This window comes from Lysinibacillus sp. BNK-21 (assembly GCF_048684915.1).
Taxonomy (GTDB): Bacteria; Bacillota; Bacilli; order Bacillales_A; family Planococcaceae; genus Lysinibacillus; species Lysinibacillus capsici.
Genome location: NZ_JBLQTS010000001.1, coordinates 1786441 through 1806660, shown reverse-complemented (window position 1 = coordinate 1806660; position 20220 = coordinate 1786441). Strand labels below are relative to the sequence as shown.

Annotated in this window: 22 protein-coding genes and 1 riboswitch; of the genes, 8 read left to right on the top strand and 14 right to left on the bottom strand. The window is 38.2% G+C overall.

Annotation, left to right across the window (positions count from 1 at the left end; genetic code table 11):
* Nucleotides 1-11: 11 nt before the first annotated feature.
* A riboswitch (purine riboswitch) is annotated at nt 12-111 on the bottom strand.
* Between the two features lie 397 nt (nt 112-508).
* The 3 genes from lepB to ACMGGO_RS09120 all read right to left on the bottom strand — a co-directional run bounded on the left by lepB (nt 509) and on the right by ACMGGO_RS09120 (nt 2612).
* Entirely contained in the window at nt 509-1069 is a 561-nt protein-coding gene (lepB, locus tag ACMGGO_RS09130) for a signal peptidase I (RefSeq protein ID WP_048392477.1), read from the bottom strand.
* Between the two features lie 149 nt (nt 1070-1218).
* Nucleotides 1219-1329: a hypothetical protein gene (locus ACMGGO_RS09125; RefSeq protein WP_004230560.1), complete on the bottom strand. Its 111-nt coding sequence runs from the start codon at nt 1327-1329 to the stop codon at nt 1219-1221.
* 347 nt (nt 1330-1676) lie between these two features.
* On the bottom strand, nt 1677-2612 hold the full coding sequence (locus tag ACMGGO_RS09120) for an LCP family protein (protein WP_387254456.1): 936 nt from the start codon (nt 2610-2612) through the stop codon (nt 1677-1679).
* A gap of 292 nt (nt 2613-2904) precedes the next feature.
* Between ACMGGO_RS09120 and ACMGGO_RS09115 the strand changes: the two genes are divergently transcribed.
* The gene (locus ACMGGO_RS09115; protein ID WP_420281819.1) at nt 2905-3993 is read left to right on the top strand and encodes a M24 family metallopeptidase; all 1089 of its coding nucleotides are present in this window, start codon (nt 2905-2907) and stop codon (nt 3991-3993) included.
* Between the two features lie 14 nt (nt 3994-4007).
* Nucleotides 4008-5207, top strand: coding sequence for an aminotransferase class V-fold PLP-dependent enzyme (locus tag ACMGGO_RS09110; RefSeq protein WP_387254458.1), 1200 nt, complete (start codon nt 4008-4010; stop codon nt 5205-5207).
* A 27-nt stretch (nt 5208-5234) separates the two neighbouring features.
* Here the strand turns inward: ACMGGO_RS09110 and ACMGGO_RS09105 are convergent, their stop codons facing one another.
* From ACMGGO_RS09105 to ACMGGO_RS09080, 6 genes are all read right to left on the bottom strand, one after another.
* On the bottom strand, nt 5235-6008 hold the full coding sequence (locus tag ACMGGO_RS09105; protein WP_036077236.1) for an IclR family transcriptional regulator: 774 nt from the start codon (nt 6006-6008) through the stop codon (nt 5235-5237).
* Nucleotides 6009-6448: 440 nt separating this feature from the next.
* Complete coding sequence (gene tnpA / locus ACMGGO_RS09100) at nt 6449-6925, bottom strand: IS200/IS605 family transposase (RefSeq protein ID WP_115673398.1); 477 nt, start codon at nt 6923-6925, stop codon at nt 6449-6451.
* Between the two features lie 179 nt (nt 6926-7104).
* Nucleotides 7105-7533: a MarR family winged helix-turn-helix transcriptional regulator gene (locus ACMGGO_RS09095; RefSeq protein ID WP_004230567.1), complete on the bottom strand. Its 429-nt coding sequence runs from the start codon at nt 7531-7533 to the stop codon at nt 7105-7107.
* A gap of 25 nt (nt 7534-7558) precedes the next feature.
* Complete coding sequence (locus tag ACMGGO_RS09090; protein WP_036077242.1) at nt 7559-8314, bottom strand: SDR family NAD(P)-dependent oxidoreductase; 756 nt, start codon at nt 8312-8314, stop codon at nt 7559-7561.
* 171 nt (nt 8315-8485) lie between these two features.
* On the bottom strand, nt 8486-9490 hold the full coding sequence (locus ACMGGO_RS09085; protein ID WP_420281818.1) for an anti sigma factor C-terminal domain-containing protein: 1005 nt from the start codon (nt 9488-9490) through the stop codon (nt 8486-8488).
* Nucleotides 9480-9983 (bottom strand): RNA polymerase sigma factor, encoded by a 504-nt coding sequence (locus ACMGGO_RS09080; protein ID WP_403018639.1) that lies wholly within the window; start codon nt 9981-9983, stop codon nt 9480-9482. Before ACMGGO_RS09080 ends, ACMGGO_RS09085 begins: the two co-directional genes overlap by 11 nt.
* Nucleotides 9984-10178: 195 nt before the next feature.
* Between ACMGGO_RS09080 and ACMGGO_RS09075 the strand changes: the two genes are divergently transcribed.
* Entirely contained in the window at nt 10179-10547 is a 369-nt protein-coding gene (locus ACMGGO_RS09075; RefSeq protein ID WP_048392470.1) for a hypothetical protein, read from the top strand.
* Nucleotides 10548-10591: 44 nt separating this feature from the next.
* On the opposite strand, the gene ACMGGO_RS09070 is transcribed toward ACMGGO_RS09075, so the two are convergent.
* Nucleotides 10592-12325, bottom strand: a complete 1734-nt coding sequence (locus ACMGGO_RS09070; protein ID WP_054550412.1) for an ABC transporter ATP-binding protein — start codon at nt 12323-12325, stop codon at nt 10592-10594.
* Nucleotides 12322-14064, bottom strand: a complete 1743-nt coding sequence (locus ACMGGO_RS09065) for an ABC transporter ATP-binding protein (RefSeq protein WP_115673309.1) — start codon at nt 14062-14064, stop codon at nt 12322-12324. Before ACMGGO_RS09065 ends, ACMGGO_RS09070 begins: the two co-directional genes overlap by 4 nt.
* Nucleotides 14065-14978: 914 nt before the next feature.
* Here ACMGGO_RS09065 and crcB (ACMGGO_RS09060) point away from each other — a divergent pair.
* Genes crcB (ACMGGO_RS09060) through ACMGGO_RS09050 form a run of 3 tightly spaced genes read left to right on the top strand, consistent with a single transcriptional unit; the run spans nt 14979 to nt 16032 of the window.
* A complete protein-coding gene (gene crcB, locus ACMGGO_RS09060; protein WP_396631922.1) occupies nt 14979-15344 on the top strand; it encodes a fluoride efflux transporter CrcB in 366 nt (121 codons plus the stop codon).
* Nucleotides 15341-15670 carry a fluoride efflux transporter CrcB gene (gene crcB / locus ACMGGO_RS09055; RefSeq protein WP_054550415.1) on the top strand — a complete coding sequence of 110 codons (330 nt, stop codon included), beginning with the start codon at nt 15341-15343 and terminating at the stop codon, nt 15668-15670. The genes crcB (ACMGGO_RS09060) and crcB (ACMGGO_RS09055) overlap by 4 nt, the downstream gene beginning before the upstream one ends.
* Nucleotides 15671-15684: 14 nt before the next feature.
* Nucleotides 15685-16032, top strand: a complete 348-nt coding sequence (locus tag ACMGGO_RS09050; RefSeq protein ID WP_048392463.1) for a hypothetical protein — start codon at nt 15685-15687, stop codon at nt 16030-16032.
* Between the two features lie 30 nt (nt 16033-16062).
* Here the strand turns inward: ACMGGO_RS09050 and ACMGGO_RS09045 are convergent, their stop codons facing one another.
* The 3 genes from ACMGGO_RS09045 to ACMGGO_RS09035 form a co-directional block, all read right to left on the bottom strand.
* Nucleotides 16063-16764 (bottom strand): SIR2 family NAD-dependent protein deacylase, encoded by a 702-nt coding sequence (locus tag ACMGGO_RS09045; protein ID WP_259951143.1) that lies wholly within the window; start codon nt 16762-16764, stop codon nt 16063-16065.
* A 54-nt stretch (nt 16765-16818) separates the two neighbouring features.
* On the bottom strand, nt 16819-17445 hold the full coding sequence (locus ACMGGO_RS09040; protein ID WP_233732807.1) for a trimeric intracellular cation channel family protein: 627 nt from the start codon (nt 17443-17445) through the stop codon (nt 16819-16821).
* A gap of 229 nt (nt 17446-17674) precedes the next feature.
* The gene (locus tag ACMGGO_RS09035) at nt 17675-18601 is read right to left on the bottom strand and encodes a substrate-binding domain-containing protein (protein WP_420281817.1); all 927 of its coding nucleotides are present in this window, start codon (nt 18599-18601) and stop codon (nt 17675-17677) included.
* Nucleotides 18602-18764: 163 nt separating this feature from the next.
* Here ACMGGO_RS09035 and modA point away from each other — a divergent pair, with 163 nt between their 5' ends.
* The gene (gene modA, locus ACMGGO_RS09030) at nt 18765-19544 is read left to right on the top strand and encodes a molybdate ABC transporter substrate-binding protein (RefSeq protein WP_420281816.1); all 780 of its coding nucleotides are present in this window, start codon (nt 18765-18767) and stop codon (nt 19542-19544) included.
* A 3-nt stretch (nt 19545-19547) separates the two neighbouring features.
* Nucleotides 19548-20204 carry a molybdate ABC transporter permease subunit gene (modB, locus tag ACMGGO_RS09025; protein ID WP_103118319.1) on the top strand — a complete coding sequence of 219 codons (657 nt, stop codon included), beginning with the start codon at nt 19548-19550 and terminating at the stop codon, nt 20202-20204.
* Nucleotides 20205-20220: the final 16 nt, after the last annotated feature.

The following is a 20220-nucleotide window of genomic DNA, read 5'->3' as shown; positions in this document are numbered from 1 at the left end:
ATCCTGACTACAAAAATGAAGCAAAGTTTTGTAGTCAGGATTTTATGGTTCCTGGTAGAGACCCTCAATCCATATTATTGAGGTTATACAGATCAAATATTTACTTTAGCTATAGTAGCACATCAAAATTTCATTGACAATAGCTTTTTTCATAGAATTCATTGCCTCTAAAAATCTTTTTGGCAAGAGAAAATTTCGATTTTCTGCTTATATTTCGACGAATTTGACCATATATAAACATACAATAACTATTTTACGAGGTGATTGTTTGCGTATAGTAGGATTTGTCTGCTATTTTTTAATACTATTTTATGGCGTAGAATTAGTAGAAGAAGCGTTCACAAATGAAGAACCAGCAATGCAATCTCCCATGAAAAGTAAGCCATCGCCCATCAAGGAAACCGTTGAAAATTCAAGGATTTGTGTCTATTATCCCACTTATAAAAGCTGTACCGATTTACCCCAACAATAAAAAAGAGGCTACTCAATGGAGTGACCTCTTTTTTCATCATTTTGAGCCAATATGAAAATGACTAAATGGATATAGTATTAATTTCGATTCACCATATACAGCATCCTCTGAAATTAAACCATAATGGCGACTGTCACTACTTTTTAGGCGATTGTCACCAAGCACAAAATACATGCCCTCTGGCACTTCTTTTTCATTCACTAATTGTTCCAATGTAAAGTTTTCCGTAATGCGTAATTGATTAGGATCATCCGTTTGACGGTTCACATAATCTTCTTTATATGCTTTGCCATTGACGTACAATACATCATCTTTCATTTCCACTTTATCCCCTGGAAGACCGATGACACGTTTAATATATAACTCATCTTCGACAGGAGATTGGAAAACAATTTGATCAAAACGCTCGATTTTACTTGTTTTGCTTACAATAATAATATCCTTATCGTGATAAGTTGGATACATAGATGCTCCCTGTACTTTAATCGGCGCAAACAAGAATTGCTTACAGCCAAAAACAACAACAGCTGTAATGACAATAATTTTGATGTAGGATAATATTTCTTTTTTAAGATTGGATGTTTTTTCCGCTTGCATGCTCATTCCCCGATACTGTTTTTTTAATAGTATAACATTTTCTCACTATTATTGACGAATGAATCACACAAATTGTTTCCTATTCATAGAAAAATAGACAAGGCTACAAAGTAACATTGTCTAGAAATTGATATTTTACTGTTTCAACGTTATGAATGGTTAGTTTGTGTAGCAGAGTGATGCTGCTCGTTTAATAAATCTACTGCTAATACGATACCCACTGGTAATGCAAATGCTAATAAAATTGTGCCTACAATCATCACAATCACTCCTTTAACCATTTCTAATGTCAGTATACACTTAATTTTCTGATATTTCAAGAAATATCGAAAAATGATGAATAACAGCAAAAAAATCATTCAACTAGGCATGCACCCTACCTGAATGATTTTTTATCCCTTACATAAATAATTTTAAACATAATACTTGTAGGCCTCTTATTGCTGATTGGACTGGATTTTTTCGCACTTTACGTTTAGGTACATAGCTTTGCATGCAATGATTCAGCGCTGTATACCTCAGCACCTGGGTCCTCCCATTCATTCATCTCCCTCCCTTCGTGGCCAAAAAATTTACAACTAGTATGCGACATTTGTAAGCAACTTTCTTACTTTTGTAAATGGTTTTTTAAATCTGTTTGTATTTTTTGAAGCTCTGCCTCATTCGGAATATAGTACCAAATGCGGTTAATCCTTTCACCGTCTCCCTGTTCGAACGATAACTGCTCAATATCCTTATCCATTTTTTTATAAATACTTTGTAGCTGAATAAGATCCTTCACCGAAAAGTTCATGCGAACATTGTCGCCTAGTACATTCAACATATCAGTTGCTTTTAATAATGTTGATGGTGTGGAGGCTTTTTTCATCACCGCTTCAATGATTTGACGTTGTCGAATTTGGCGTCCAAAATCACCTCGAGGATCTTCATAACGAATACGAGAAAAAATAAGGGCCTCATTACCATCTAATGTGATTTCTCCCTTTGGATAATGGTATTCGTCAAAGGTTAAATCCATATCATTATCGATTGTTACGCCACCCAGCGTGTCAATAATTTGTAAAAAGCCCTCCATATTAATAAATACATAATAATCAATGGGTATATCTAAAAAATTTTCGACCGTATCCACAGCCATAGGGACGCCTCCAAAGGCATAGGCATGATTAATCTTATCTACCGTATCATGACCAACGATTTCTGTTCGAGTATCACGGGGTATACTAAGCATTTTCATCGTCTGCTTTTCAGGATTTACAGTGATTACAATCATGGTATCGGAACGTCCACTATCATCTTTACGTTCATCGACCCCAAGCATTAGAACCGAAAAGGGATTTTTTTTAATCACTGTTTTTTCTTCTGGTTGTGCTGCATCTGTTGTTTGAATAAGTGGTGTATTTATTTTATTCATAGTTTTTTGGATGGTAAAGTAGGCAGTACCTATAAAAATTAAAAAAATTGCTAATAGGCTACCAACAATCCACAGCCATAATTTTTTCTTGCTCTTTTTCTCTTTTGAGCGTTTCATGTTTTTTTCCATACATAAGTCCTTTCTTGCTTAACAATTTTGCCCCTCTTTTTGACGTATTAAGTTGGAAAAAAGTTTATCTAGTCTACTTATATGCATAATGAACGAAAAAAAGACGTACACTAGTATTTACTAAATTTACAACATACTATTCCCTCATTTGTCAATTATCTTCCTTTTACATTCATTGCCCTCTATCAAAATGGTGCTATCTTAATTTATTGAAAATTCATTATTGTTGATATATACTATTTTTCAGATACAACGTCTCTATAATAGAAACGTTTTTAGGAGGAATCACTCAATGTTTCAAAAAAGAAGAGAGCAGCTCGTTTCCCGTATGCAGCAACAGTCAATTGATGTAGCAGTGCTAGTGCCAGGGTCAAACATGTATTATTTTACAGGTCTTCAGTTAAAGCAAAGTGAACGCCTAACAGTAGTCGCTATTACTGCTCATCATCAATTATACTTTCTCGTTCCACAAGTAGAATTAACAAAAGTTGACTTGGGTAATGGAAGGACAATCCTATCCTATTCGGATGAGGAAGGACCGTCACAGGCCATCCAGCAACTAAAAAAAGAACTAGGAACAGCGCAGACACTTGCCGTTGAGTTTGACACCATGCGCGTGAAGGAACAGAAAGCTATCGAAAACCTTACATATGACACTTTATGTGATATCGGTGAAACCATTCGTGATATACGTATGGAAAAAGATGAACACGAAATAGCCCTCATCCGTCAGGCTGTACAGATCGTCGAAGAAAGTCTTGCAGCCACATTACCGATTATTCAAGCTGGTATTTCAGAGATGGAAGTCGCAGCCCAATTAGAATATGAAATGAGACGACGTGGATCAGAGGGAACACCTTTTGGAACCATTGTTGCTTCTGGTTATCGAGGTGCACTTCCTCATGGTAGAGCGAGCACAAAGAAAATAGAGACAGGTGAATTAATCGTCATAGATTTTGGCGCGATTTATAAGGGCTATGTGGCGGATATGACTAGAACAGTTGCTTTAGGAGAAGTTTCTCCAACGCTCAAAACAATTTATAGCATTGTGAAGCAAGCAAATGAAACAGCCATAGCAGCCATAAAACCAGGTATGACAGCTCATGCCATTGATGATCTGGCAAGAGACATTATTCGCGATGCCGGCTATGGCAATTATTTCACACACCGACTTGGCCACGGCATTGGTTTAAGTGCACATGAAGAGCCTTATATGATGCAGCGGAATCAGCTAGTGTTAAAGCCAGGCATGGCCTTTACCGTGGAGCCAGGTATCTATGTGCAGGATGTTGGTGGTGTTCGTATCGAGGATAATTTAATCGTCACAGAAAATGGTTACGAAAATTTAATGACCTATTCGAAAGAATTAATCATTTTATAAGGTTGGTGTGTACAATGATCGATATGAGGAAAATACAACAGGATATGCCGCTACTTGAACACTATATTTATCTAAACACAGCTGCTGCATCTGCCATGCCACAGCCAGTAGTGGATGAAATGACTAGCTATCTCCAAAAACAAGCAAGTATTGGTCCCTACTTGCCCTCTTTTCGTCAAGAAACGTATGCGCAAGTAGAGCGTATTCGAGAAAAAGCGGCCTTGTTCATCGGCGCAACAAAAGAGGAGATTGCCTTTGTGCCAAACGGTTCAATGGCGATTAATTATGTCGCAGGTGGCTTGCAATGGAAACAGGGAGATGAGGTCATAGTGCTCGACACAGAAATGTTGAGTAACTATGTACCTTGGCTTGCCCTTCAGCAACAAGGGGTTCAGCTGAAAGTGTTAAAAACCAATGATGAATATATGGTAGATTTATATGCACTTGAACAACTCATCACACCACAAACAAAATTGATTACCTTTGCCCATATGTCTAACGCTGCTGGGGCACTCCAGCCCGCCAAAGAAATATGTCAACTAGCCCAGCAACACCATGTACTAACATTGATGAATGCCAATCAAACACTTGGTTTAACACCCATTAATGTTGCCGAACTTGGCTGTGACTTTCTAGTTGCAAGTGGGCGGAAATGGCTACGCGGCCCTGAAGGATCAGGTATTTTATATGTACGAGAAGCACTCATTCCAACATTGACGCCTATTATGATTGGCTGGGGCAGCACCCAGTGGGATTATCAGAACAATGCCTATTCTTTTGTAGAAACAGCTAAACGTTTTGAGCCAGGTTGTCCGATCATTCCAAGTATTTTCGGCTTAGGGGCAGCTATTGATTATGCGAACAATATCGGTATCCATCACATATATGATCGTGTAAAGCAGCTAACAAACTATTTAATTGAACAGCTTGCAACCATTCCAGGCATTGTCTTATATGGTCCTCAAAATAGTGCTCATCGATTATCGATTACGCCGTTTAACATTGAAGGGCTGTCACCAGATGAGCTAACCAATGCTTTAGCAGAACATGGGGTCATCATTGAAGCTGGCACATTTATGGCGAATACCATTATGGAACGCAATCAAATTTCTAAAATGGCCCGTTTTTCACCACACTATTTTAATACGTTTGAAGAAATTGACAAGGCCGTATCCATCATGAAAAAAATCCAAGCAAAGGCTCAAGATAGTTAATGTCTATCTTGAGCCTCTTTTTCATGCTTATTCATGATATAATTTAAAGCTGTATTGATCGAAATACCGTTGAATATTCATCGCTCCATATTGAAGAACATTCACCATATCAGGTAACTTCTCCTCTGTTGGCTTACGATAAATAGGGCCAGCAATTGTTAAAGAGGCAATGACTTCTTTTTTACTATTAAAAAGAGGTACACCTAGCCCAAATACTGAATGAGAGTACTCTCCTGTTGAAAAGCACCAGCCTTGCTGTTGTATTTTTTCTAAATCGGCTAACATTTCATCAGGGTCAGTAATGGTTTCAGGAGTTAATCTTTTCATCCCATGCTCCATGATCTCCTTTTTTCTCTCTTCAGGTAGATACGCCATGATGACTTTACAAGATGCCCCGATATGTAGTGGTGTCCGCGTGCCAATCGACACTGAAAACTTAATGGTTTGAGAGCTCTCAGCTATTTCTACTGTGACACCATCTGTTCCATCCAGCCATGTTAAAAATACGGATTCTTTGATGGTATCTGCAAGGTTGATCATAATTGGTAAAACAAAGTCAGAAAGATTTAATTTATCTTTAACCATCTGGCCATATTCTAGAAAGCGAAGCCCTAATTCATATTTTTTTGTCTCAGGATTTTGAATAAGAAAGCCTTGTTTTTCGAAGGTTGCTAAAATCCGATAAATAATGGAGTGACTAATATCCATCTCTTTTGCTAGCTCACGAACACCCCATGTAGGATTTTCCTTATTAAAATATTTCAGTACCTCCAATGAGTTATCTAATGTTTTTAATGTCATTTCACACCTCAAATGTCTCTATAATAGAACCGTATTTTGATTATAAAATGAAGACGGACAATTTTCAATAAATTCAACTATTTTACAATTAGATTTTAAATGAACTATTTCATTTCAAGCAGTTCATATGGACATTCGGATTGTGCTGAGCATGGCTATCACCTAAAAAAGGAAAGCTATCCGCCAGTGGACATTCTATCCACTTAGAGCCATTCTATCACGCAAAAAAGGAAAGCTATCCGCCAGAATCCTCTTTTTATCCGTCACATTTTGAGTTTTATCCGCCAGTTTACGTACCCAATCCGCCTAAATCAGAACCACCAGTCTAACTGGTGGTTTGCTCTACGCGTGAAACGCTGGGGTACTGGCCCATGTCTAAAGACACACTGAAAGGTCCGCCAACCGCACTCCGTTTTCACGCTACCACTAAAGTGGTTTTATTATTTTCGCTTTTTTGCTTGTATTTCTTCTCCTGTAAATGGATCAATGAATTCTTTCATGGTCATTTGATCCTCAAGTATATCCTCTTGCAATTGATTTTTTATATATTCCTGTATGATTTTTCTGTTTCGTCCTACTGTATCTACATAATATCCGCGACACCAAAACTTCCTATTTCCATATTTGTATTTCAGGTTCGCATGCCGATCGAATATCATTAAACTACTCTTCCCTTTCAAATAACCCACAAACGATGAAACACTTATTTTTGGTGGAATACTCACCAACATATGAATGTGATCAGGACAGGCTGTGGCTTCAATGATTTCTACTCCTTTTCTTTCACATAACTGGCGAAGAATTCTACCTATATCTGCTTTGATTTGTCCATAAATAATCTGCCTTCTATATTTTGGCGCAAAGACGATGTGATACTTACAATTCCATGTCGTGTGTGCTAAACTTTTATTATCCATTTGGAGCCCCTTTCGTACGAAGTCGGTTGACCAGACCTGATTTCATTGTACGGCTGGGGTTTTTTTCTTGTCCATAGCTAGAAGCTCTTTGGAACCCCTCGCATAGCAAGGGGTTTTCAAAATATACAACAAAGAAAAATCAACCCACCTCTTAAAAGGTAGGTTGATTTTTTACATGGTTATTTCTGCTGGATACCCTGTACTAATTTTTCTTGAATCCGCAAGTATTGGGCAATTTCCTCATCATCTAATACTTCAAAAAGCTGTACAAAGACCTCTTTTCCGATAGATTGAGCCTTTGCTAAAGCACTTTGACCCTCGTCTGTAATTTGTAAGCGAATGGTGCGGCGGTCGGATGGATCATATAGTCTTTCTGCTAATCCAAGCTTGACCAGCTTTTCGGCAATGCTCGTCATAGCACCTTTTGTATAGCCGATTGTCTCAGCTAATTCGGCTTGTTTTTGAGGGCCTTTGACATGTAGCTCATTTAAAACTAAAATTGGTGAAATTCCTAAAGGATATGGGAACGCTTTTGTAAAACGTATAATATTCGCATTGTTCACCTGTTCAATCATATGAATCAGTTTAAAAATATTTGTCTGTTTCAAAAAAATCCTCCTCAAACGCTGAGAATTAATGAAGCATTAGTGAGCCTCCATCCACCATAATCGTTTGACCTGTAATGTATTGAGAATCGTCAGAAGCTAGGAAAACAGCTACTCGACCAATATCTTGCTCAATATCACCAAAACGGCCTAACGGGATTTTACTTCTCACCGCTTCATAATACTCTGGCTGTGCTTTTGCCCATGCTTGTACACCTGGTGAATCAGCAAGCGGACTAATGATATTGACATTAATACCAAAACGTCCCCATTCATTTGCGGCAACACGGGAAATACCACGAATGGCTTCCTTGGCAGCGGCATAAGCAGCCTGTGTTTCATGACCTTGAATGCCTGCTCCAGATGCAAAGTTAATAATATTACCCTTAGTTTCTTTTAAATGCGGTAGGGCTGCTTGCATTAAATAGAAGGTTGGATAAAAACCTGTTCCAAATGACAAATCAAGATCTGCTTGTGTAGTTTCTTCTATTGTAACTTGTTTAGCAGCATGAGCGTTATTAACTAGCACATCTAGTTTACCGTATTTTTCTACGACTGTATCAATAATTTTTGGTAATTGGTCGCGTTCCATTAGATTAGCCTGTAAAAACATAGACTTCGGAGACATTTCTTGTAATTCTTTTGCCATTGCCTCGCCTGCTTCTGCATTTAAGTCAACAATTGTAACAATCGCCCCTTCCTTTACCATAGCTTTTGCCATTCCACTACCAATACCACCTGCACCACCAGTAATGATGACCACTTTGTTTTGTAGTTTACCCATTGCAACAACATCTCCTTCTTGTTTATCTGTTAATAGTTTAACACTAAACTATTTAATTTTAAACTAAATTGTTTCCGATAAAAGAGCCTATTCTGGAGAAGGGTTCATCCAAAATAAGCTTTCTAAAATTGATCTTTTTACATGATTGTGCCGATTCTCTTTTCCAACGCTCTATTTCTGATTTGATATTACCCCAAATATAGACCCTTTAATGTAGGTTTGTCCTTGTAAAGACTGCAATTGCTCTGGAGTACCAGTTACTACAGCCCCACTTATTTTCACATCACTTTTCTCCAGGGTGCCATTTTCCCCTACTAAAGCTTGATAAACCTGGTTTGTTTCCCACTCAAAGTTCTTGCTTTTACGAAGAAGCTCAATGTTTCGAATAAAGGTCTCAACCTCGTCGTTTGAAGAGCGTCGAGGTTTTGGTTTGGATTGCTCTGATTGAAAGCCATAAATGTATGGATCATTGGCTGAAATAGTATTCTGTCCTTGCTTAAAAAAATCTAGTGTATCATCTGTATAGGCATCCACCCACCACCAATCTACTTGTACTTCAGAAGGTAGCTTGCTTTTAATTTCACCAAAATCATAGGCATCATCAAAAGAAATAGCTATTTCTACTAAAGTATTTTTCTCCAATTGATGCAGTTCACTAATATTATCTTGATAATGGTCGTAGGAAATCCTTGGATGATAAAAAAACATTTCTCGGTCACCTGTGTAGTCATTAAACCGTTCGAATTGAGATGTTTCCGCCAGTGATTCTGAACCTTCTATTTGGATGGGGTTAGAAATGGCCGTTCGTGTAAGCGTTCCAAATAAATTATAATCGCTTTTGATAGGCTGCCAAATATATGGCCGATGCTGATCTCCAAGCACCTTATAGGTTGTTGTTGTTATTTTCCCTCCCAGCAAATGATCGTCATAAACCTGATTACTAATTTGAACATTGGGCGCACTTATTTCGTTAAATAAATGAATATCATCCATTACTTTTTGCGCACTATTTAACGATAAAGCCCTCAGCCCATACCATAATGCTATTAGCACAACGGGGGTAACGATTAATGTAATCCAAATCATTTTGACTGTTGACCAAAACCTTGCCTTTCTCATTATTTTTTTCGTTTGTCTATCATCAAACAAAAATTCATTTTCTTCATTATTCATCATGAATATCCTCCTTAAATCGTTCAGTAAATTCTTCCCTAGCACGTCTGACATGCGTTTTTAGTGTGTTTTCATTCTTATTCATCAAGGCTGAAATTTCCTTATACGATAATCCCAGCTCATATTTCAGGATTAATAATTCCTGATGCAAAATGGATAGCGTTTCCAGTGTGTTCTGTATGTCCTTTAATTTTTCTTTCTTTAGCATCTGGATCTCAGGAATATGAATCAATGAAGTCAATTGAACTTCCTCTAATTCTGTTGTTGGATGACGTGTTTCTTTTCTCTTGAGATCATAAAATTGATTGGTTGCTACACGATATAACCAACTCATTACTTTGTCTGACCGAATTCCATTTTTATGTAATAAAAATTTATAACATGTATCTTGGACGATATCTTCTGCATCCTCATGGGCTAATCCACGTTTTCTCAAATAACGATATAGCAGCGTTCCTGCTTGCTGTAGAAACGCATTCATTGATTGCTTTACCATGTCCACCTCCCTTCTGCCTATACAACGCAGAACTCCATGAAAAGTTTACATATTACAAAAAGTTCTCATTAAATATTTTAGTTTAGTGAAAACCAACAACATTTATTTTCAAATACATACAAGCATCTTTTTAATTTGACAAGAATATACTGTAGCAGCTAGCTAAAATCACTTTCAAGAAAGGAGTTGTGGATAATGGGTGCTAAATGGATAAAGGTTTCAGTCTTTTATTTATTAATTGTTTTTGCTTTTGGCCTGTTTATGCATTATACGGTTCAACTTCAATGGAAAGCGACACATGCTCATATTGGTGTGGTAGGTTGGCTAACTACTGGATTCATTGGTTTAATTTATTCGACTTATAAAAATGCTGCGGAGACAGGTCTCGCCAAAGCACAGTTCTGGCTTTACAATCTCGGTTTACCCTTCCTTTTTGTTGGCATGATGATGGTGTATTGGGATGTACCACGCTGGTTATTTGAGCTTTTCGTGTCTGGTGGTGGAATTGCTGTAGCGCTGTCTGTCCTGTTATTCTTTATCAATGTCTTCAAATATGTAAGATAAATAGAAAAGCCCCGCTTCACAGTTGAAGTGGGGCTTTTAAGCTATTATTGTAAGGAGTTCGCCTGCATTTGATACATCTTGTCATAAATTCCGCCAAGCGCTAGCAGTTCATCATGCGTGCCGTTTTCTACAATTTTTCCTCGATCAAGTACAAGAATACGATCTGCATTTTTAATGGTAGAAAGTCGATGGGCAATAATAAACGTTGTTCGTCCTTTTTTCAGGACATCCATCGCATGCTGAATAATTTCTTCCGTTTCCGTATCAATATTCGATGTCGCTTCATCCAATATTAAAATTGCTGGATCAAACGCCAGGGCGCGTGCAAACGAAATCAACTGACGTTGTCCTGAAGATAATGTGCTGCCCTTCTCAATAACTGGTTCCTCATAGCCATTTGGTAAATTAGCTAAAACACGTTCTCCCCCTACAGCATTTAAGGAAGCTTCTATTTTCTCGTGAGAGATGCGCGGGTTGTTTAAACTAACATTGGATGCAATCGTACCCGTAAATAAGTAAGGGTCCTGTAGCACAATACCCATATGTTCACGCATCGTTTGACGTGGAACAGAAGTAATATCAATGCCATCAATGGTTATTTTGCCTTTTGATGGGTCGTAGAAGCGGAACAACAAGTTCATAATGGAACTTTTCCCTGAACCTGTATGACCAACTAAGGCAATTGTTTCACCTTGATGTGCTTCAAATGACAGGTTTTTCAGCACATATTCATTATCTTTATAGGCAAAGGAAACATCTTCGAAAACCACATTTCCTTTATATCGTGGGATGCTCTTTTCAGAAACAGGCTCACCATTCGTATCTAGCACCTCAAAGACACGTTTACCTGCAATGAGTGAACGCTCAAGCTGTGAAAACTGGTTCACAATATTCGTGATCGGATTAAATAGCTTTGTTAAGTAATCAACAAATGCATACAATGTCCCTGCTGTAATCACTTCAGTTGATGTGAATGAGCGTGTACCAAAGTAGAAAATAAAGACCGTAAACATGATAAGTCTTAGCGTATTCACAAGGTTAAAGGATGTAGCTGAATCAAGCACCAGCAGCTTACGTTCATACGCATAATGCTCATTATTCATGTCATCAAATTCCTTCGTCATTTGCTGCTCACGACGGAACGCCTGAATAATTGTCATGCCCTGAATGGATTCGTTAATCATGGCATTAATATCTGCAATTTTTGTACGAATGACATCGTTATATTTAGAGGCAAATTTTCGATATAAAATCATCCACACATAAACAATTGGAATCATGGTTAAAGCAAGCATTGCCATTTTCCAATTTAAAATAAAGAGCGCTATATACACCCCAAAAATAGAAATGAAGCTCGTCACAAAATTGGATAGTACCTGTACATATAAATTCCGAACTGCCTCTGTATCGTTTGTTACACGCGCAACAATTTTACCCGCTGGTAAATTGTCAAAGTATTGGATTGGTAAAGTTTGAATATGTTCAAAGACATCTTTACGTAATTTTTGGATAACACGGTTTGCCCCAATTTGCAAATAAATATACATAAAATAACGTAATATGGCTGTTGCAATGGCTAAAAGTAAATACACAATGAGCAACCATGTAATCGGTTTGATTTCTATATGACCGATTGTCATGTAATTATCAATAATATGTTTCGCAATAAACGGTCCAACAAGCTCCGTGAATACGGCAATTGTTAGGAAGAATAAGCCTAATAGTATCGGCTTTTTAAAATACATCGCATAGCGCATTAAACGTTGACTCGTACTCATGAGGCACCTCCTTCTAGCTGCTGACGGTCAAATTGCTCTTTATACCATCCTTGTTGCGCAAGAAGTTCCTCATGTGTTCCCTGCTCTACAATTTGCCCATCATCCAGTACGATGATGACATCGGCATGCTGAATACCAGACAAGCGATGTGTCGTAATAATCGTCGTTTTACCTTGACGTTCACGCTGAATATTTTCAATAATTCTTGCCTCTGTCTTCGCGTCGACAGCGGAGAGTGAATCATCCAGCATTAAAATTTCAGGATCTTTAATTAAAGCACGAGCAATAGATACACGTTGTTTTTGACCGCCTGAAAGAGAGACACCCTTTTCTCCAACAAGTGTTTCAAGGCCCATTGGTAGATTGTCTAAATCCTTTTCAAAATACGCGGCACGTATCGCCTGCTGCAACTCTGCTTGTGTTGCATCTTCTTTCCCAAATAATATATTTTCACGAATAGTTCGTGAGAATAACACATGATCTTGTGGCACATAACCAATCCAATCGAGGATCTGCTCCTTCGTTTGAGCGGTAATATCGATACCGTCAATGGAAAGCTGTCCCTGACCGATTGGGTATTCTCGCAATAATTGGCGTAGGAAGGTTGTTTTACCTGCTCCCGTTTTACCAACAATGCCAAGCGTTTGGCCTTTTTTCAAGGAAAGTGAAATCTGCTGTAGGTTTTTCACCTGACTCATCGGATATTGGAATGTTAAGGCATCAAAGCCAATCGCATTTGGTGTCGCAATCATTTGTGGATTCGGAATATTTTGAACATCCGCCTCGTAGTTCAAGGTTTCCTGCACGCGATCTAGTGAGGCATTCCCCTGCTGCATAACATTGATGAGCTCACCAATCGCAAATATCGGCCAAACAGCCAAACCTAAATAAACATTAAACGTGACCAGTTGCCCAACCGTCATCGCCTCAGTTGCCACTAAATGAGCCCCGTAACCAAGTGCTACAACATAGCTAATGCCCGTTCCGACTTTTGTAATTGGACCAAATAAAGCATTGATTTTCGCTGTATGAATATTTTTCGCATACACAACTTCACTCATATCTGCAAAATTAGCCTCATCCTTTTTTTCCTGCACATAGGCACGCACCACTCGCACTCCTGCTACAGATTCTAGCACACTATCATTTAGTTCCCCAAAAGCATCTTGTGCCTTCATATATCGCTCATGAACAATTTTCCCTAAATATTGAATGAGGATCGCCATAATAGGAACTGGTAACATAGCAAAAAATGTAAGCTTCCACGAAATCATATAGCCCATCGCAAAAATGATAAAACCCATATAAATCGTTGAATCAATCAACGTCATAATGCCAAAACCTGCTGTCGTGGATACGGCATTCAAGTCATTTGTTGCACGCGCCATCAGGTCACCGGTACGGTTTTTTTCATAAAATGTTGGGGTCATACGTAAAAAATGCTGCATTAAATTACGACGTAAAATTTTCTCAAGGTTGATAGCTCCTTCAAATAGTCGGAATTGCCACACAAAATTTAATAAATAGCCCCCAATAATAATCCCAATAAAAATCAAGACATATTTTGTTAAAATAGCTGGGGTCATTTCTCCGGCTGTCAATAGATCTATAATAGAACCGAGTAAATAGGGAGGGACAACCTCTAATCCACTGGCAACCATTAGTAGAACAATGGCCACCGTATATTGCTTCCAGTATTTTTTAAAGAACCAGCCTAATTTACTTAACACATCAAACATACATCATAACCTTCTTTCCTCCGTGCTGTTGTGGATGACTACCCACTTTCTAGAAATTCCTTTTTGAAAATCATTCTTCTAACTGTTTTTGTCATATACATACACTCCTTTTTTGTTTGCACTACAACCTTTTTTGCACAAAAAAAGACACATACCCTAAAAGAGTAAGTGTCTCTTATAAAAGGCAGGATAATTCCATACCTAGTTCTGCAATAGTAAATAAAGCGTTAGGCACGGACAATGTATGTAACTGTGATTGAATTTGATACTGATAAAATTAACATTGTCATGCCCTCCTTTAGTTTATTTGTTATAGTGTTCTTGAAGATTATCACACTATAGAAATATTTGTCAACTATCACCCTGTTATTTTTTATCATTTTCAGGAAATAGTTAGCGCTTTAAAGCATTGAAATGCTCTAAGGAATCAAAGGGAGAACATGCTTAAAATTACAGTGTTGTCTATAACCTTACAATAATTCTACGGCACAAACATTAACCTAAAGACTGAAATACACGACTAGTGATTTTGATACCCAGTAGTAGACACTAGAATATTCTTTTTGCGTCTGTTGCACTCCTTCCATATGCTTATCTCATCATCTTTATTTAGTTAATTATTATTTAGTTATTTATTATTTAGTAGTGTCTGGATTTCCGTTTATGGATTAGCCGTCACCGGGTTTTCCGTCAACGGCTTCACATAAGAGGGACAAAGAATTGTCCTTATAATAAAAGATATTTCATTTTCCACATATAATATTTCGAAATATTATTTCATGCGCATCTATAACTTTCTATACACTATATACATTTCAACAATCGATTTTGGGACATAACTCGAATTGAAATATTTCTAAAATTTTTGTCTCATGATACACTTTCATTATAGTCATTTTCAGTAAGGGGTTTTTATGTTGAGGTCATTTCTAGCCGTGGGAATTGGTGGAATTCTTGGTGCAATCTGTCGATATAGTCTGAGTCTCGCCGTTCCCAATACAGAAATATTTCCATTCACAACACTGTTTATTAATTTACTGGGCTGCTTTTGCTTAGCATGGTTTTTTACTTCATTTATAAAACGCACACCTATTGTACTAGGAGTAGGTACAGGGTTTTGTGGAGCTTTTACTACCTTTTCGACATTTTCCTTAGAGACACTATTACTCCTAGAAAATAGCGAGTGGCTACAGGCTGTACTCTATGTTACAGTAAGTGTTTTAGGTGGATTAGCTTGCACATGGCTGGGAATACGACTTGCTAGGGGGCGTATTACATGATTTTAGTCGGAATTGGTGGATTTTTTGGCGCTCTTTCTAGATTTTATTTAGGAAAATTACTTGTACATCCCTATCCATGGGCGACTTTTATTATTAATTGTACAGGCTCCTTTGCGCTTGGTTTCTTATTTGCCCTACATCTTAGTGATTGGTTATGGCAATTAATGGGCATAGGTTTTTTAGGAGCCTACACAACTTTTTCTACTTTTGGATTTGAATGTCTACAGCTTATAGAACAACAAAAATGGAGACAAGCCATAAGCTATATTGCCAGTACCTTGCTAATTGGCGTACTTTGTGCAGCTATTGGTTATCTAGTCGTATAAAAGAGGGTGAACTAGTGACACAGCCGTCAAAAGAGTTATTGGAGGAATTAGAAGTTGAAATAGAGCAAACGCTCTATGCATTGATTGACCTAGAATTAGAGGAAAATTACGCTACCATGAATACACAATTTGCGCAATTACTTGCCAAGGTTCAGACAGCCCAGTTAATTAATTACAAGCTGGATGTTCTCGTTGAACCTCAAGCTTTTGCAACTGAAACTTGTATTCTTTTACAGAGCCTCATAGAAGCAAAGGCGAGACCAAATAAAAGGCATAAACTGTTAACACATCGCATGATTTTGAAGATATGGTTAAGAAAAAATCAACGATTCATGAGGGAATTTCTACCTCAAATGTTTTAGGCGCCACTTGAAATTGCAAGGGCGCCTTTTTTAAATTTGAAGTTTTTGCAACACTTCTTTTATTTTTCCCCTCACTGTCAGATCAAATGGGGTTGTCTGCTGTGACATATCCATATTAATATACACGGTTTTTCCTGTTGTCATCATAGGTAGTTGGTTGACGGGATATACCTCAAGACTCGTTCCAATGACAAGGACAAGTTCAGCTGTTTTAATTGCCTCCATTGAACAGTGCCAGCTTGCTTGTGGTAGGCTTTCTCCGAAGAGCACAACATTTGGACGAAGTTTCCCACCACAATGGGCGCAACTAGCCTTATTCAAGAAGCTTGCCATGACAGCCGCCTGCTGGCAACGATGACAACGAATAGACCGGATCGAACCATGTAACTCCTCGACGGATTGACTTCCTGCCAATTGGTGAAAACCATCCACATTTTGAGTAGCGATTAGAGACACTAAACCTCTTCGTTCCCAATCAGCTAATATATGATGTCCCTCATGGGGAGCCACCTTTTCTAGGTTTTCAATACGTGTTTTATAAAATTCATGAAATAATGAGTAATGATCTGTTAATGCTTCCGTTGTCGCGACAGTTCTTGGATCCATTTGTTTCCACCAACCAGATGCTGAACGGAAATCAGGAACTCCACTTTCCGTTGACATGCCCGCTCCTGTTAGAATCACTGTATTATTTGAGGATAGTAACCACTCACGTAAATGTTCTATTGCCATTTTCCCCCTCCTTTTTTCGAATTAAAACTACCTTCACCTATTTCGACAATCAACCTATTTTTCCTCTGCATTCTTATAGGAATGTTTAAAAGGAGGCTTCCATTTTAATTTATTATTCACAGATAACATGCGAATCACTACTATAAAAATAACAATGACTGACAATTCAAGCGGGCTGTCCCACCCTAACCATATACAAAGGGCACATACAAATGTTAGGACAGCATGGATTTCTTCTCTTAATGCAAGCGGTGTTCTACCAGCTAACAAATCTCGAACCATCCCTCCACCAACACCAGTAAACATCGACGCTATAATAATGATACCTAGGTCGTGATGTAAGCTTTTTGCTAACAATCCGCCTTGTATTGCGAAAGAAGCTAGGCCAATTGAATCAAAGAAATAGCCCCAGCGGTTCCAATGATGAATCCAGTTCCTTTTGACAAATAAAATGGTCGTCAGCGTGACTAAAACGACTAATAAGGATTGCCGTTCCCATATATCTGACACAGGGATATCCAGTACAACATTGCGGATAATGGAACCACCATAAGACGTTGTCAGACCAAGCACAAATATGCCAATAAAAGAATAGTTGGCCTGTAACGCAACAAATGCTCCACTAATGGCGTAGGCAATAATGCCAATGATATGTAATACTGACCATGTCACATCATCCATCTCCTTTTTACTATACAAAAAAGCCCACCATAAAATAGTTGCGCATTGAGTACGCAAGCTATTTTATGGTGGGCTAATATCCTAGCAGTAGTACCTACTAATTTATCCATCTCACCATTTATCATAAAAGAATATAGCTGCTGTGCCATACTAATTGACACAACGACCATAAAATTTCCTAGTTAGAATTGTAATTGATTTTTTTATTAAACTCAATATGAATTTTTGATTATAGCGTTTCATACATGACTTGGCCCATTAAAGAGATGTCATAATCTCCTAATGCAGCTACTTCAGATTGGAAATCAGGTGTATTTAAAATCTCCTTCACCATATCGATGAGCGGTTGATTTTCTGGTGTTTTTAATAACACAATATCGTAACGTTCAGTGACCATTGGTATAAAATCGACCTGAATAAGCTTGGCGATTTTTTCAATGCCAATCCCAACATCTGCACGTCCATTGGCAACTGCAGAGGCGACATCGAGGTGGCTCATTTCTTCATGGGTATAGCCTGAAATCGTGGATGGAGCGATACCGTGAATGCGCAATTGCTCATCTAACAGAGTACGAGCACCTGAGCCTTTCTCACGGTTGATGAATGTGAATGTCTTTGTTTGGAAATCTTCAAATGTGCGTATCTCCAGCGGATTCCCCTTTTGAACATAGAAACCTGCTTTACGTGATACAACATTGATGAGAACAAAGGCATGGCTGACAAAGATTTTTTTTACATAAGGAGTATTATAATCTCCTGTATCCCCATCAAACATATGTAAACTCGCAATATCACAGTCTCCGTGATACAACGCCATTACACCATTAAAACTACCTTCATGTGAGCGTAATACTTTCGTAGATCGTCGTTTCTCGATATATTTTGCTAAAATATCTAATACTAAATCTTGCCCACTCACTATAATTTTCGCGTGATTTTTAGTCGGAGTGGCTATGGAAGCCTGTGCCACAGCTGGCATACTACCTGTTTTTCGATTTTGTATATAGGTTTGCAAGTCAGCACGATCTACCCGCATTTGTCGCCCTACGCGGAAAACTGGCAAATCACCCTTTTTCACTAAATCATAAATTGTTAATTTTGAAACCTTTAATAATTGTGCAACCTCTTCAATCGTATAGGATTGTTCTTGTGACATGTAAAAGTTCTCCTCCTATAAGCCTCTATTTTACATGGTAACGTATTTATAGCCTTATGAACATCTTGACATTTTCTACCCTTACTAACTTTCTTTTTTATTTATATCTGATTATAATTAGTTATGTCTTGTTATAACGAGTAATAAAAGGAGTATACTCATCGTGAAAAAATATTATCGTTTATTTGCGACACTGTTAGTACTAGTTGGACTATTAGCAGCCTGTGGTAACCAAGAGGCGGCAACAAACGAACCAGTTGAACTAACAATTTCTGCGGCAGCTAGTCTACAGGATGCCTTAGAAGAACTGAAAACAACTTATGAACAACAACACGATACAATCAAAATCCTCTATAACTTTGGAGGTTCAGGTGCTTTACAGCAACAAATTTTACAAGGGGCTCCTGCAGACCTTTTCTTTTCAGCAGCAAAGGATAAATTTGATGCGCTTGTAGCGAAAGAAATGATCGATCAAAAGCTAGGAACGGATCTTTTAGCCAATGATTTAGTATTAATCGTGCCTAAAAGCAATGAAAAGCAAATTCAATCCTTTGAAGATTTACAACAAGCAGGAAAAATTGCACTCGGTACGCCCGAAACGGTTCCTGCCGGGCAGTATGGTGTGGACACATTAAAAAATATGCAACTGTGGGATTCACTCGAATCAAAAGTAGTGTATACAAAAGATGTACGTCAAGTACTTACTTATACAGAAACAGAAAATGTGGATGCGGGTATGGTCTATAAAACAGATGCCCTTGTCTCTGATAAGGTCAATGTCGTGGCAACTGCCGATGATGCTATGCACGCACCGATTATTTATCCTGTAGGTGTTCTAAAAGCTAGTAAGCATGGGCAAGAGGCGGAGGATTTTTATCACTTCTTACAAAGTGATGAAGCTATGGATGTCTTTGAAAAGTATGGATTTAAAGGGGCTCAATAAAAGATGAGTACCGATTTTTGGTCTCCACTTAGGCTTTCGATCGAAATTGCTTTTGTTGCAGGGATCATCGCTATTATAGCAGGTATTTTAATGGGTAAATGGATGGCAACCCATGATTTCAAAGGTAAACTAGTGCTAGAAACAGTATTGCTATTACCATTAGTATTACCTCCTACAGTAGTCGGTTTCCTGCTTATCGTCATTTTCGGGAAAAATAGTATGTTAGGAGATATCATTATCTGGCTATTCGATCAACCTATCATGTTCACATGGTGGGCGGCCGTCATCGCTTCTACAATCGTTGCCTTTCCATTAATGTATCAATCAGCTAAAACTGGCTTTGCCTCTGTCGATCGAGATATTGAAAATGCAGCACGTGTGGATGGAGCGAATGAATGGCAGGTCTTTCTTTACGTGTCCATTCCCCTTGCATTAAAGGCACTTGTTTCTGGTGGGATTCTAAGCTTCACACGAGCTTTGGGTGAGTTTGGAGCGACACTTATGTTTGCGGGAAATATTCCAGGGAAAACACAAACAACACCACTAGCAATATATATGGCCATCGATTCTGGAAACATGCCCCTTGCCTGGACATGGGTTCTGTGTATGATCGCCATTTCCTTCCTTTTACTTCTTAGTATCCATATCCTGAAAGTATAAAAGAGGTAGTTGGCTC